General features: G+C 56.9%; 14 protein-coding genes. 7 read left to right on the top strand and 7 right to left on the bottom strand.

Annotation, left to right across the window (positions count from 1 at the left end; all coding sequences use genetic code 11):
* Genes LG297_RS01175 through phnN form a run of 6 tightly spaced genes read left to right on the top strand, consistent with a single transcriptional unit; the run spans window position 1 to window position 5,342 of the window.
* Window positions 1–1,152: a carbon-phosphorus lyase complex subunit PhnI gene (locus tag LG297_RS01175; RefSeq protein ID WP_404424313.1), complete on the top strand. Its 1,152-nt coding sequence runs from the start codon at window positions 1–3 to the stop codon at window positions 1,150–1,152.
* Window positions 1,153–1,157: 5 nt separating this feature from the next.
* Complete coding sequence (locus LG297_RS01170; protein WP_317341379.1) at window positions 1,158–2,087, top strand: alpha-D-ribose 1-methylphosphonate 5-phosphate C-P-lyase PhnJ; 930 nt, start codon at window positions 1,158–1,160, stop codon at window positions 2,085–2,087.
* Complete coding sequence (gene phnK / locus LG297_RS01165) at window positions 2,087–2,869, top strand: phosphonate C-P lyase system protein PhnK (protein WP_404424310.1); 783 nt, start codon at window positions 2,087–2,089, stop codon at window positions 2,867–2,869. The genes LG297_RS01170 and phnK overlap by 1 nt, the downstream gene beginning before the upstream one ends.
* A gap of 10 nt (window positions 2,870–2,879) precedes the next feature.
* Window positions 2,880–3,584, top strand: coding sequence for a phosphonate C-P lyase system protein PhnL (phnL, locus tag LG297_RS01160; RefSeq protein WP_007089249.1), 705 nt, complete (start codon window positions 2,880–2,882; stop codon window positions 3,582–3,584).
* Window positions 3,577–4,719: an alpha-D-ribose 1-methylphosphonate 5-triphosphate diphosphatase gene (locus LG297_RS01155; RefSeq protein WP_404424308.1), complete on the top strand. Its 1,143-nt coding sequence runs from the start codon at window positions 3,577–3,579 to the stop codon at window positions 4,717–4,719. Before phnL ends, LG297_RS01155 begins: the two co-directional genes overlap by 8 nt.
* Window positions 4,716–5,342 (top strand): phosphonate metabolism protein/1,5-bisphosphokinase (PRPP-forming) PhnN, encoded by a 627-nt coding sequence (gene phnN, locus LG297_RS01150; RefSeq protein WP_404424306.1) that lies wholly within the window; start codon window positions 4,716–4,718, stop codon window positions 5,340–5,342. Before LG297_RS01155 ends, phnN begins: the two co-directional genes overlap by 4 nt.
* A 61-nt stretch (window positions 5,343–5,403) precedes the next feature.
* Here phnN and LG297_RS01145 read toward each other — a convergent pair whose 3' ends face one another.
* The 6 genes from LG297_RS01145 to LG297_RS01120 form a co-directional block, all read right to left on the bottom strand.
* Window positions 5,404–6,099, bottom strand: coding sequence for a DUF1045 domain-containing protein (locus tag LG297_RS01145; protein ID WP_404424304.1), 696 nt, complete (start codon window positions 6,097–6,099; stop codon window positions 5,404–5,406).
* Between the two features lie 23 nt (window positions 6,100–6,122).
* A complete protein-coding gene (locus LG297_RS01140; RefSeq protein WP_404424302.1) occupies window positions 6,123–6,770 on the bottom strand; it encodes a chloramphenicol acetyltransferase in 648 nt (215 codons plus the stop codon).
* 2 nt (window positions 6,771–6,772) lie between these two features.
* Window positions 6,773–7,585: a phosphonate ABC transporter, permease protein PhnE gene (gene phnE / locus LG297_RS01135; protein WP_404424300.1), complete on the bottom strand. Its 813-nt coding sequence runs from the start codon at window positions 7,583–7,585 to the stop codon at window positions 6,773–6,775.
* A 64-nt stretch (window positions 7,586–7,649) separates the two neighbouring features.
* Complete coding sequence (gene phnD / locus LG297_RS01130; RefSeq protein ID WP_404424298.1) at window positions 7,650–8,666, bottom strand: phosphonate ABC transporter substrate-binding protein; 1,017 nt, start codon at window positions 8,664–8,666, stop codon at window positions 7,650–7,652.
* A gap of 73 nt (window positions 8,667–8,739) precedes the next feature.
* Window positions 8,740–9,579: a phosphonate ABC transporter ATP-binding protein gene (phnC, locus tag LG297_RS01125; RefSeq protein WP_404424296.1), complete on the bottom strand. Its 840-nt coding sequence runs from the start codon at window positions 9,577–9,579 to the stop codon at window positions 8,740–8,742.
* Window positions 9,580–9,880: 301 nt separating this feature from the next.
* The gene (locus LG297_RS01120) at window positions 9,881–10,873 is read right to left on the bottom strand and encodes an Ldh family oxidoreductase (protein WP_404424294.1); all 993 of its coding nucleotides are present in this window, start codon (window positions 10,871–10,873) and stop codon (window positions 9,881–9,883) included.
* Between the two features lie 246 nt (window positions 10,874–11,119).
* Between LG297_RS01120 and LG297_RS01115 the strand changes: the two genes are divergently transcribed.
* Entirely contained in the window at window positions 11,120–11,584 is a 465-nt protein-coding gene (locus LG297_RS01115) for an META domain-containing protein (RefSeq protein WP_404424292.1), read from the top strand.
* Window positions 11,585–11,654: 70 nt separating this feature from the next.
* Here LG297_RS01115 and LG297_RS01110 read toward each other — a convergent pair whose 3' ends face one another.
* Window positions 11,655–13,286 (bottom strand): BCCT family transporter, encoded by a 1,632-nt coding sequence (locus LG297_RS01110; RefSeq protein ID WP_404424290.1) that lies wholly within the window; start codon window positions 13,284–13,286, stop codon window positions 11,655–11,657.
* Between the last annotated feature and the right edge of the window lie 93 nt (window positions 13,287–13,379).

The following is a 13,379-nucleotide window of genomic DNA, read 5'->3' as shown; positions in this document are numbered from 1 at the left end:
ATGTATGTAGCCGTCAAAGGTGGCGAACGCGCCATCAACAATGCCCATCGGCTTCTGGCCGAAAAACGCCGCGGCGACAGGGACGTTGCCGAAATCGAAACCAGCCAGATCGAACAGCAATTATCCCTGTCCGTCACCCGCGTCATGGCCGAAGGATCGCTTTATGACCGCGATCTCGCCGCCCTTGCCATCAAGCAGGGTCGTGGTGATCTGATCGAGGCGATCTTTCTGATGCGCGCCTATCGCACCACGCTGCCGCGCTTTGCCTTTTCCAAACCGGTCAAAACCGCCGAAATGGATATCGCACGCCGCATTTCGGCAACCTTCAAGGATTTGCCGGGCGGGCAGATTCTCGGCCCGACATTTGACTACACCCACCGCCTGCTTGATTTCACCCTGATGGCCAATGGCGAGGAACCGGCAACCGCCCACACCGCCGATCATCCGGTGGATGAAACCATGCCGCGCGTTCTGGATGACCTTCTGAATTACGAGGGCCTGATACAGGATGAACCCAACCCGACCAATGATGATGCCCCGGTCGCCGATCTGACGCGCGAGCCGGTTAAATTCCCCGCCGACCGTGATCTTCGCCTGCAAAATCTCGCCCGCGGGGACGAGGGTTTTGTTCTGGCGCTCGGTTATTCCACCCAGCGCGGCTACGCCAACAGCCACGCCTTTGTCGGTGAAATCCGCTATGGCAGTGTTGCGGTCGAAATCGAACCCGAAGAACTCGGCTTTGCCATCGATATCGGCGATATCGAACTGACCGAATGCGAAACCGTCAACAAGTTCAAGGGTTCCAAAACCAAACTGCCGCAATTCACCCGCGGTTACGGGCTTGTGTTTGGTCAGAACGAACGCAAGGCGATTTCAATGGCACTGGTGGATCGCGCCATGCGTGCCCGTGAAATGGGCGAACAGGTCATGGGCCCGGCCCAGGACGAGGAATTCGTCATGGAACATAGCGACAATGTGCAGGCAACCGGCTTTGTCGAACATATCAAGCTGCCCCACTATGTCGATTTCCAGGGCGAACTTGAACTTGTCCGGCGCATGCGTGCCGAAGTGCTGGAACGTCTGGCAAAGGCGGATGCCCCAGATGCAGCCGATGCCGAAAACGCCAGATCACAACCCGAAGCCGCGGAGTAATCAATATGGAACAGACCGTAAATAATCCGCTAGAATCATCTTCGGCCTATAATTTTGCCTATCTTGATGAACAAACCAAACGCATGATCCGGCGCGCCCTGCTTAAGGCCGTTGCCATCCCCGGATATCAGGTGCCGTTTGCCGGTCGCGAAATGCCGATGCCCTATGGCTGGGGCACGGGCGGAGTGCAGGTCACGGCCGCCGTCATTGGCCCGGACGATACCCTGAAAGTCATCGATCAGGGCGCGGATGACACCACCAATGCCGTTTCGATCCGGCAGTTCTTTGCCAAGACCGCCAATGTCGCCACCACGGAAAAAACCGCCGAGGCATCGATCATCCAGACCCGCCACCGCATTCCCGAAAAGGAACTGCGCGAAGACCAGATCCTTGTCTATCAGGTGCCGATCCCCGAACCGCTTCGCTTCCTGGAACCCCGCGAAACCGAAACGCGCAAAATGCATGCGCTTGAGGAATACGGCCTGATGCATGTGAAGCTTTATGAGGACATTTCGCGTCACGGCCATATCGCCACCACCTATGCCTATCCGGTGATGGTCGATGATCGCTATGTCATGGATCCGTCGCCGACACCGAAATTCGACAATCCGAAAATGGACATGATGGCCGCCCTGCAACTTTTCGGGGCCGGACGTGAAAAGCGCATCTATGCCCTGCCCCCTTACACAAAGGTCAAAAGCCTCGATTTCGAAGATCACCCGTTCGAGGTGCAAAGCTGGAAGGACGAATGCGGCATGTGCGGCGCAACCGACAGCTACCTTGACGAGGTCATCCTCGATGACAAGGGCAACCGGATGTTCGTCTGCTCGGACACCGATTATTGCAGCGAACGGCAGGACGCCGGCCATCGCGGCCCGCAACATCATGACCAGCCCCTTGGCACCAGTCACAGCAACGGAAAGGCCGCAGAATAATGACCCGCTCACATGAACCGCTTCTGCGCGTTTCCGACCTGACCATGATGTATGGCGACCGGGTCGGTTGCCGCAATGTCAGTTTTGAACTCCGCCCCGGCGAAGTGCTTGGCATCGTGGGTGAATCCGGATCTGGCAAATCAACTTTGCTGCGCAGCATTGCAGCCCGGCAGGAACCGACCAAGGGCACGGTCGAATATCACACCCGCATTGATGGCATCCGCGATGTCTATCAGATGTCCGAAGCGCAACGTCGATTGCTGATGCGCACCGACTGGGCGTTTGTTCACCAGAATGCCCGCGATGGTTTGCGCATGAATGTCAGTGCCGGGGCCAATATCGGCGAACGCCTGATGGCGGTCGGTGACCGTCATTACGGCAATATCCGAAGCACCGCCGAAAACTGGCTTGGCAAGGTCGAAATTGCCACCGAACGCCTTGATGATCTGCCCTCAACCTTTTCGGGTGGCATGCAGCAACGCCTGCAGATTGCCCGCAACCTCGTAACCAGCCCGCGTCTCGTTTTCATGGACGAACCCACGGGTGGTCTGGACGTCTCGGTTCAGGCCCGCCTGCTCGATCTGCTGCGCGGGCTGGTTCACGACCTTAATCTGGCGGTGATCATCGTCACCCACGATCTGGCGGTTGCCCGCCTGCTGTCGCATCGCCTGATGGTCATGCAGAACGGCCAAGTGATCGAAAGCGGCCTGACCGATCAGGTGCTCGACGATCCGCAGCACGCCTATACCCAATTGCTTGTTTCTTCCATCCTGCAAAATTAGGGCGATTGAAATGTCTGAAATGCTTCACGCCACAAACGTCGCCAAGGGCTTTACCCTCCATACTCAGGGCAGCGTCACGATCCCGGTATTCGAAGGGGTCGAGTTCCGCCTGAATGCCGGTGAATGCATTGCGCTGACCGGTGAATCCGGATCGGGGAAAAGCACCTTCATGCGCATGCTTTATGCCAATTACACCTGTTCAAGCGGCTCGATCAGCGTGCTGCACGATGGCGACTGGCTTGATATCACCACCGCAAGCCCGCATGCGATCCTTGATATGCGCAAACGCACCATGGGCTATGTCAGCCAGTTCCTGCGCGTCATTCCGCGTGTGCCAACGCTTGAAATCGTCGCCGAGCCCCTGATCGCGCTGGGTACGGCCCGCGAAACGGCACTGGCAAAGGCCCGCGATCTTCTGACCCGCTTGCGCATTCCCGAACGTCTGTGGCAACTTTCCCCCCTGACCTTTTCCGGGGGCGAACAGCAGCGCGTGAATATCGCGCGCGGTTTCATCGCCGATTATCCGATCATGCTGCTTGATGAACCGACCGCATCGCTTGACACCCAAAATCGTGCCACGGTTCTGGCATTGATTGAAGAAGCCAAGGCACGCGGCGCTGCCATTGCCGGTATTTTCCATGATCACGACACCCGCGATGCGGTCTGCACGGGATCGTTTGATGTGACTTCGTTTAAAGTTGGGGCCAATGACTGAACAGATTTTTACCAATGCCAAAATTGTCCTGGCCAATGATGTCATCGAAGGTGCCGTTCAGATCAGGGATGGCCTGATCACCGATATCTCGGACCGCCCGTCCAATCTGCCCGGTGCCGAAGACATGGGCGGCGATTATCTGATGCCCGGTCTGGTCGAACTTCATACCGACAATCTCGAAAAACACCTGACCCCGCGTCCCAAAACCCGCTGGCCCGCTACCGCTGCGGTGATTGCGCACGACAATCAGGTCGCCAGTGCCGGCATCACAACGGTCTTTGATGCCATCTCAGTCGGCGACGTCTCAGACGGATCAGAACGGATCGAACGACTGGTTGAATCGGTGACTGCCCTTCAGCATGCGCTCGAGAACAACCTTTTGCGCGCAGATCACAAACTGCATCTGCGCTGTGAAACGTCCTATGGCGGGCTGGTCGAGGCACTCGATAATCTGGTTGATCTGCCTCTGGTCAAGATGCTCTCGGTGATGGATCACACGCCGGGCCAACGCCAATTCGTCAGCCTGGATGCCTATTACACCTATTATCAGGGCAAATACGGCCTCTCGGACGAGGAAATGCGCAAATTCGTCGCCAGCCGCAAACGCGATTCCGAACTGTATTCCGCCAAACATCGCCGTCACGTTGTCGACGTCGCCCACAGCCGGGGCCTTGCGCTGGCAAGCCACGATGACGCAACCGACGCCCACGTTGCCGAAGCCGTCGCCGATAAAATGACGGTGGCCGAATTCCCGACGACACTGGCGGCCGCCAGGGCATCGCACGAAGGCGGGCTTGGCGTGATGATGGGCGGGCCGAACCTTGTGCGCGGCGGCTCGCACAGCGGCAACGTCGCGGCGGGCGATCTGGCAAAACACGGATATCTCGACATTATCTCAAGCGACTATGTCCCGCACAGTCTGCTGCACGGCGTGATGAAACTGTTTGATGATTTCGACGCCTATGACCTGCCGCGTGCGGTGCGCACCGCAACATTGACCCCGGCAAAACAGGTCGGCCTTGATGACCGGGGCGAGATTGCGGTTGGCAAACGCGGCGATCTGATCCGGGTTCATCATTCACCACATCATCCGATTGTGCGCGGTGTGTGGCGTCTGGGAAGCCGCGTGTCATGACCGCGCGCCATGACATCCCTCATGGCGCCTCGGAAAATGGATTACTGATTCTTGTCGTCGGCCCCAGCGGGGTTGGCAAGGATACCCTGTTGGATGCGGCACGGGCGCGTTTGCATGACGATGAAACCATCCTGTTTCCCCGTCGCTGCATTACCCGCCCGGCCGGATCGGTCGGCGAAATCCATATTCCGGTCCGCGCCGAAGATTTCGCATCCATGGCAAAGAAGGGGGCCTTCCTGCTGAGCTGGCGGGCACACAATCTTTGTTACGGCATTCCCAATCATGTCCAAAACGACGTCGCCAGCGGCAAAATCGTGGTCGTAAATGCCTCGCGCAGCGTGATTGACGATGCCCGCGATCTGCTGGGCCATGATGCCGTCCGGGTCATCAGCATCCGGGCTGGCGAAGACGCCCTTCGTCAACGCCTTGTGGCCCGTGGCCGCGAAAGTTCCGAGGATATCGAACAACGCCTGCGGCGCGCATCGGCCTATCAGGTCGATGGTCCCAACGTGATCGCCGTTGAAAATGACAATGACCTTGAAACCGGCATCAGCCGCTTCATTGATGCCATTTTCCATCGCCCCGCCCCAAGGGACCAAGCGCCCGGAAACAGGGCCGTCTGAACAAAAAATGCTGCAGCAAAACACTGCAGCATTTTTTTAACTTCCGGGGCGCAATCGCCCGTCATCCAAGCGCAAAGCGCCGCAACAAATCAAACGACTTTCCATCACCCGGATCACCAAAAAGACAGACTTCGCTGATCGTAAATGGTGCATCGCACAACGGCGCAACAATCGGGGCCACCGCATCACGCACCCGCATCATCCGGTCGGGATCAAGTTTGTCCGTCAGGGTCAGGTGAAAACGGAATTCTTCCATCACATAGGGATATCCCCACCGGACCAGATATTCTTCCTGCCGCTCACTCAGTCCCGATGCCCGGCGCTTGTTCATCGCGGCTTCGTCTTCGGGACGTCGAAAATCGTCAAGCCCGCGCACAATATCCGCCGCCAGATCGCCAAGCCCGCCCAAAGGTTCGGTCGGGACAAGGGCCAAGAAACTTCCAATCGATTTCAGGATCAGGGTGCCACACGCAACCGGGCTTGCCCCGGCGCAATAGTCGGCAATCGCCCTTTCAAGCTGCGCACGTGTCTGCCCGTCCTTTAAGGCGAATGGCGGTTTCAGGGTGCCGTGAAATCCGTATCGCGACGGGGAAACGGTTATGGCCGCAACCTCACCATCGGCAAGGCCGTTGACATCCGGGCGGTCAAGTTCCCGCCCGGTTGCCGGATCACGCCCCAGCCAGGCATTGCCAAACCCCGCCTGATCACTGTCGGCTTTCGGTGCATAATAAACAGCATAACGCTGATAGTCGGTCATGGGGCCTCGGATTGGATGTCAATTTATCGCAGATCGTATTTCAGACAGAAATCCCGCACCGGCAAATGCCGAAAATCGTCAAGCCGGTCTGCCAATGTTGCATGATCCCAGTCCCACCAGCAAATGCGAAGCAACGCATCGACAATTTCCCCGTCAAACCGCGGGCGAAGCGGCGTTGCCGGAATGCCGGTCACAATGGAGTAGGGCGGCACATCCTTGGTCACCACCGCACCCGAACCAACCACCGAACCGATCCCGATGGTAACCCCACCCTGAACAATCGCGCCATGTCCGATCCAGACATCATGATCAAGCTTCACGCGCTTTTCGCGGCGCCAGTCAAAAAACGCCGGATCATCATCGCCAAGCTCATAGGCGCCCGACCGATACTGAAAATGATGCATCGATGCCCGGTCCATCGGGTGCTGCCCCGGATTGATCCGCGTATGGGCCGCGATATTTACGAATTTTCCGATATCGGAATAGATGATCTCGCTATCGTTGACGACATAGGAATAATCACCCATCACGCTTTCGCGGATGCTGGTACGCGCCCCGACTTCGGTCCAGACACCAAACGCGCAATCAACCACCACCGCACTCGGATCAATCGTCGGGGCCTCCGACAAGTGTTTCATTGCCGGTTTGGCCTGCGTAATCCTGAAACTCATGCTCACGTCACCAGTTTGCGCAAACGCTGGGATGCAATATCAAGCAGGCTGACCGACAGGATGATGATGATCATGACCGCCGCCGTTTCCGCGTAATAAAACCCGCGAATATATTCCCACAAAACCATGCCGATGCCACCTGCCCCGACAATACCCAGAACGGTTGCCGAACGCACATTGCTTTCAAACCGATACAGCGAATAGGAAATCCAGAGCGGCAAGACCTGCGGGATCACGCCAAATATCACTTCCTGCAACCCATTGGCACCGGTCGCCCGAATGCCTTCAACCGGTTCGGGATCAATTGCCTCGACCGCCTCGGAAAACAGTTTTGCAAGAATACCGGTGGTATGTATCCAAAGGGCCAGAACACCGGCAAACGGACCAAGCCCGACCGCGACAACAAACAGCATGGCAAAGACCATTTCGTTGATCGCGCGGAAGGAATCCATCAAACGACGCACCGGCTGATAAACCCAGAACGGAACGATATTTTCCGAACACAGAATGCCGAACGGGATCGAACAGACAATGGCAAGCGCCGTGCCCCAGATCGCGATCTGGATCGTAATCACCATTTCCGAAATATAGGTTTTCCACATCAGGAAATCCGGCGGGAAAAAGCCATCGGCAAACTCGACCATGTTGCCACTGTTTTCCACAAGCGACATCGGACGCATATCCGCCCCGTCCCAGGACCAGGCCAGAAGCCCCATAATGATGGCCCATAAAAGAATATTGGCAGCGGACCGTTTCAGATCGCGTGGCGGAAGTTCCACCGGTGCCGACGCGGCAGAGGAAATACTGCTGTTCATGGTGTTCATCCCGGATGGTAAAAACAAACAGGGAGCCCCTGCGGGCCCCCTGCCATAAAGCCGGTTACTCGTAAGAAACCAGAATGTCGAGTTCGGCCAGCTTCTTGTCGATCTCGGCAACACGGGCGGCTTTTTCATCCGCCGACAGTTCTGCCGTGTTTTCGATTTTCAGCTTGTTTTTATACAGTTCAAGCTGACGGATCGGATAAAGCTGCGCGTTGCTGCTTTCCATGAAAAAACCCATACCGTCGGAATTGTTCGCCAGAACCTCCTTGGCACGTTCAACATCGCCAAAACGACCATAACCCAGGAAGAATGCCTTGATCCGCGATTTCAGTTCGCGCGACATGTCCTTGCGGTAAACCATCGGGTCGGACGGGATCAGCGGCGATGTCCAGATCACTTTGACCTTGTCGGTCACTTCCGGCTTGTTCATCTGGGTACGGGCAAGCTGTTCGGAATTGTTGGCTGCAACGTCAACCTGCTTATTGGCAGTCGCCATCAGGTTGGTTTCATGGTTCGCATTCCGAACGGTCTTGAAGCAGTTTTTCGGATCAACGCCGTTTTGGGCGAAAACGTAATAGGTCGGAACCAGGAAGCCCGAGGTGGAGTTCGGATCACCAATACCGAAATTCAGCGAATGATCGCATTTCAGCATATCCTGAAGGCTGTTGATTTTGTCGTTATCAGCCTGGGTGATGATGTGGGAATAATAACCGTTCGAACCATCGCCCTTGGACGTCTGAACGAAAACCTCGCCACCGGCACGGTCCACAGCTTCCATCGCCGACTTGTTGCCGAACCAGGCAACATGCACCTTGCCGAAACGCATGCCTTCGATAATCCCGGCATAATCCGGTGCGAAGAAGGCATCGACTTCCTGACCAAGCGCCTTTTCCATATCATCGATCAGCGGCTGCCACTGAGCTTTCAGGTTGGAGCTGGATTCCGTGGAAATGATGCCGAAAACGATGGTTTCCGGGTCTTTTTCAAGCGGCTTGAACTCAACATCGGCATAGGCCATGCCGGTTACGAGCATGCTGGCAGCAAGGGCTGCGGATGCAATTGTCTTGCGGATCATGGGAAGTCCCCCGTCAGGTTGGTTGGTAGAGGTGAAATAAAAAGAGGTAAGGCAGAGAGAACGTCGTCGTGACCTAGCTCGTGACGAAAGCCAGATCCTTCTCCGCGACCCTGCTCTTTGCCGGAACGTCATCCGGGGCAGGTGCGAAAAGCTCGGAAGAATGTTCGCCGTAAAGTTCGCGCAGGAATTCCGGCGTCAATTCGGTGGACGGGCCGTCAAACACGACCTCGCCATCGCGCATCGCAATGGTGCGTGCGCAATAGTCACGGGCATAATCGACCTGATGCAGCGATACGATCACGGTGACATTGTCTTCGCGATTGACCCGATCCAGCGTATTCATCACCTTGCGCGATGACGCCGGATCAAGCGATGCAATCGGCTCGTCCGCGAGGATAAGGCGCGCGCCCTGTGTGATCGTGCGTGCAATCGCGGCGCGCTGCTGCTGCCCGCCCGAAAGATTGCGCGCCTTCTTTGTCGCATGGCTATCGATACCGACACGTTTCAAGGCGGTCATCGCCCGCATCCGTTCAGCCTTGGTAAACAGGCACAGCGACCCGCGCCACGCCGGCACCCGGCCCAGCATCCCGGTCAGAACATTGGTCAGAACCGTCAGGCGGCTGACCAGATTGAATTGCTGAAACACAACGCCGATATCGGCGCGCACCTTGCGTGCGCCCCTTGCAATACGACCGTTCTGCTGGATGACTTCACCGAATACTTCGATCTTGCCACCGTCGCGATCCCCGCGCAGCAAACCGGCAATATGACGGATCAGGGTGGATTTGCCCGAACCGGACGCCCCGATCAGGGCGACCATCTCGCCCTCGCGGACCTGTAAACTGACATTGTTCAATGCCCGCTTATCGCGCGAGAAGCTCTTGTTCAGTCCTGAGATATCTACGACCAGCATTGAAGTCCGCCTGCTTGTGTTTCGCTGCTCAGGAAGCTACGCACAAACCGCGACTCTATGGTGACAGTGAAGTTACAGTTCGATGATCACAGGACTTTATTTTTACCGACAACAATCAAACTTGTCTATACATCAAGTAATTATTAAAATAAAAAATAGATAACAGAAACAAATACCGTGAAATTATTCAATAATTACTTGTAATAGAATTCATAAATATAGATACACGCAAACATGACACGGAATATCCCGACAGAAAGAAACCGTCAGGATGCCGGATTTCGCCTGATCGCGCATCGATTTACTTGATGTCCTCAATCGCGGCGATGACATCATCTTCGATATCAAGGCCATGAATTTCCGCATCCCGCCGCGCATTCTGCCCGCGCCGCCCCGGCAGACGCACCGTTTCTTCAAGCGCGATTTCATCTGCAATATAACGCAAATGATCAATGATCCCCGTCCCGCCAACCGCAACCGGGTCAATCGCAATCACCATCTGCCCCAACGCAGGCGGTGCGCCCTTGTCATCAAAAAGCGACGATGACTGATGCCCGAATTGCGCACCCGTCAATCCGGCGGCCAGCATTTCGACCATCATGGCAAGTGCCGCCCCCTTGACCCCGCCCGCTGGCACCATTGTGCCCTCAAGCGCCCTGACCGCATCCGTCGTCGGATTGCCATCCACATCCAATGCCCAGTCATCGGGGATCGAAACACCTTTCTGTTTGGCCGCCATGATCTTGCCGCGCGCCACCTTTGACAGTGCCAGATCAATCACAATCGGATCGCCATCGCCAATCGGGGTGGCAAAGGCAATCGGATTGGTGCCAAACATCGGACGCCGCCCACCCCAGGGCGCCATCGCGGCGGGCGCATTGGCAAACATCATCGCCGCCAGCCCCTGCTCGGCCAGCTTTTCCACCGTCAGCCCCATCACCCCGGCATGGTGCGATTTATGGATCGCCGCAACCGCTATCCCCTGCGCACGCGCGATATCGGGCAATCGTTCGATCATCAGATCAAGTGCGGGATAGGCAAAGCCATATTGCGCATCAATCCGCAACACGGCGGGAAACGGCTGATCGGCAACCGGCTTGGCGAACCCGTCAACCTTGCCCGCACGCGCCTGCCCGGCATAGGCAGGAACGCGGCGCAATCCATGCCCGCCCTGCCCTGCGGCCTCGGCCGTGATCAGGGCTGTCGCAACCGATCTGGCATTGTCGGGATCAACCTTGCAACGCAACAGGGTATCGCACACAAGCACATGTGCGTCTGACAGGGTAAGCTTCATGATCATGACCTTGATAAGGGGCAAACGTGGAATATCGGGTAAGCCCGGCTACATTAGCCGCCAGGATATCCCGACGCAAAGGTCTTGTGCACCGCACCCCCGCCAAGCCCTTACGACAACACTATAAAAACGCCCCGTGATCATGCTAAAATTTCGCCGCAAAGTCGTATGAGTATCCCGACACGGTTCAGGCCGCCCAAAAAACGGCTGCCAGACCGGGACAGTTTCAAACACAGGATATTTTGAATGCGCAAAGCAACTTCTTTTACCTTCGCTGCATTTGCCGTTGCCAGCAGCCTGTGGCTTGCCGGCTGTGCCGCCAGCAACAAACCGGCCGAGGAAAAATCACCCGCCGACTGGTCGGCCATCGCTGATCGCGACTGGCAACTGATGCGCATCGAGGCGAAGGACAAAAGCCTGACCCCGATGACCCCGATCCTTGCCAGCGTCAATTTTACCAATGACGGAAAAATTGCCGGATCAACCGGATGCAACCGCTATTTCGGCAGCTACACCCGTAAGGATACCGCCCTTGATGTCTCCCCGCTCGGCAGCACCAAAATGATGTGCATGGAAGACGCGATGGAAATCGAGGACGCCTTTATCGCCGCGATGGCCGATGTAAAGGGCTGGAAATTGCAGGACGACGATCTGATGCTGGTCGACGCCAGCAACAAATCGATCATGACGTTCGAGCAGATCAAACCCTGACCGACCCCGTATCGAAACGCAAAAGGGGCGCAGTGATTTGCGCCCCTTTTGCTTTGGTCTGTCGCCCGGATTATCGCGGCTCGCTGCGCAATCCCTGAATGATGGAATAGCACGCCAGCAACAGCACGATGGCAAACGGGAACCCGGTGGAAACCGCCATCGCCTGCAAGGAGCCAAGCCCCCCGCCCAGCAACAGCGCAATCGCCACCAGCCCCTCGAACGTGCACCAGAAAACCCGCTGGGGCACCGGCGCATCGACCTTGCCGCCGGCCGTGATGGTATCGATCACAAGCGACCCGGAATCGGACGAGGTCACAAAGAACACGATCACCAGAATGATCCCGATAAACGACGTGATCGCATGCAACGGCATGGCCTCAAGCATGCTGAACAGCTTGATCGGCAGCGCCGCATCGGCAATCGCCTGCACCCCGTCATTGACCATATGCACCGCCGTGCCGCCAAAGGCCGTCATCCACAGCACGCACACAAGCGACGGAATGATCAGAACGCAGGTAATGAATTCCCGCACCGTCCGGCCCCGCGACACGCGCGCGATGAACATGCCGACAAACGGCGACCATGAAATCCACCACGCCCAATAGAACGACGTCCAGCCCTGGCTGAAATTGGCATCCTCGCGCCCGATCGGGTTCGAAAGAGCCGGCAGATATTCGACATAGGCAACAAGACTTGTGAAGAAGCCGGTGATCGTCTCCATGGTCGGACCGACCAGAACGACAAACAGCAACAGCAGGGCCGCCAGGATCATGTTGATTTCCGAAAGCCGTTTGACCCCGGCATCAAGCCCGGCCAGCACCGAAACCAGCGCAACCCCCGTAATCGCAATGATCAGGAAAACCTTCGATCCGTTGGATTCCGGCAACCCGAACAGGAATTGAAGCCCGGCATTGGCCTGTTCCGCCCCGAAACCAAGCGATGTCGCAAGCCCGAACAGGGTGGCAAACACCGCCAGAATATCAATCACATGCCCGGTCCAGCCCCAGATACGCTCGCCAAAGATCGGATAAAACACCGACCGCATGGTCAAAGGCAGGCCCTTGTTAAACGAAAACAGCGCAAGGGCCAGCGCCACGGTGGCATAAATCGCCCACGGATGAAGCCCCCAATGGAAAATCGTCGCGGCCATGCCAAGATTGAACGCCGCATCCGCATCCCCGGCCGCCCCGCCCAGCGGGGCCCAGTCAGTGCGCGCACCGCCCTCGCCAAGCGTCGTGCCCCCCATCGAGGTGGTAAAGTGCGAAATCGGCTCCGACACGCCATAAAACATAAGGCCAATGCCCATGCCTGCCGCAAACAGCATGGCAAACCAGCCGCTATAGGAATAATCAGGTGTCGCATCCTGCCCGCCCAGCCGGACCTTGCCCAGCGGCGAGACAATCAGAAACAGGCACAGCAGCACGAACACATTCGCCACCGACAGGAAAAACCAGTCAAACCGCGCCGTCAGCCAGTCGCGCAAATCATTGAACATCGGCCCGACACTGTCCTGAAACGCCAGCGTCAGAAACACGAACGCCACAATCGACAAACCGGAAATCAGAAAGACCGGATTGTGAATATCAAGGCCGAACGGGCCAATTTTTGTGGTGATATTATCCTGCCCGATTTCATAATCGGTATCGATCGGATTGGCCGCACCCTCCGGGCTTTCGATGCCCGTCTCGGCATTCGATCCCATTGCAATCTCCCTTGAAAACTTTTGCGGCCACCCCGACCGCAATCTGTCCGTATCCGTGCTTAACATTTGATCCCGATGCGACATAACCGCCAC

The sequence above is a fragment of the Thalassospira australica genome (assembly GCF_044790785.1).
GTDB classification, from domain to species: domain Bacteria; phylum Pseudomonadota; class Alphaproteobacteria; order Rhodospirillales; family Thalassospiraceae; genus Thalassospira; species Thalassospira australica_A.
This window is presented reverse-complemented; position numbering and strand designations above follow the sequence as displayed.

Bases quoted from the DNA above. Each gene is read 5' to 3' on its own strand.
- LG297_RS01175 (WP_404424313.1), top strand. From the start codon at position 1: ATGTATGTAGCCGTCAAAGGTGGCGAACGCGCCATCAACAATGCCCAT.
- LG297_RS01170 (WP_317341379.1), top strand. From the start codon at position 1,158: ATGGAACAGACCGTAAATAATCCGCTAGAATCATCTTCGGCCTATAAT.
- phnK (WP_404424310.1), top strand. From the start codon at position 2,087: ATGACCCGCTCACATGAACCGCTTCTGCGCGTTTCCGACCTGACCATG.
- phnL (WP_007089249.1), top strand. From the start codon at position 2,880: ATGTCTGAAATGCTTCACGCCACAAACGTCGCCAAGGGCTTTACCCTC.
- LG297_RS01155 (WP_404424308.1), top strand. From the start codon at position 3,577: ATGACTGAACAGATTTTTACCAATGCCAAAATTGTCCTGGCCAATGAT.
- phnN (WP_404424306.1), top strand. From the start codon at position 4,716: ATGACCGCGCGCCATGACATCCCTCATGGCGCCTCGGAAAATGGATTA.
- LG297_RS01145 (WP_404424304.1), bottom strand. From the start codon at position 6,099: ATGACCGACTATCAGCGTTATGCTGTTTATTATGCACCGAAAGCCGAC.
- LG297_RS01140 (WP_404424302.1), bottom strand. From the start codon at position 6,770: ATGAGTTTCAGGATTACGCAGGCCAAACCGGCAATGAAACACTTGTCG.
- phnE (WP_404424300.1), bottom strand. From the start codon at position 7,585: ATGAACAGCAGTATTTCCTCTGCCGCGTCGGCACCGGTGGAACTTCCG.
- phnD (WP_404424298.1), bottom strand. From the start codon at position 8,666: ATGATCCGCAAGACAATTGCATCCGCAGCCCTTGCTGCCAGCATGCTC.
- phnC (WP_404424296.1), bottom strand. From the start codon at position 9,579: ATGCTGGTCGTAGATATCTCAGGACTGAACAAGAGCTTCTCGCGCGAT.
- LG297_RS01120 (WP_404424294.1), bottom strand. From the start codon at position 10,873: ATGAAGCTTACCCTGTCAGACGCACATGTGCTTGTGTGCGATACCCTG.
- LG297_RS01115 (WP_404424292.1), top strand. From the start codon at position 11,120: ATGCGCAAAGCAACTTCTTTTACCTTCGCTGCATTTGCCGTTGCCAGC.
- LG297_RS01110 (WP_404424290.1), bottom strand. From the start codon at position 13,286: ATGGGATCGAATGCCGAGACGGGCATCGAAAGCCCGGAGGGTGCGGCC.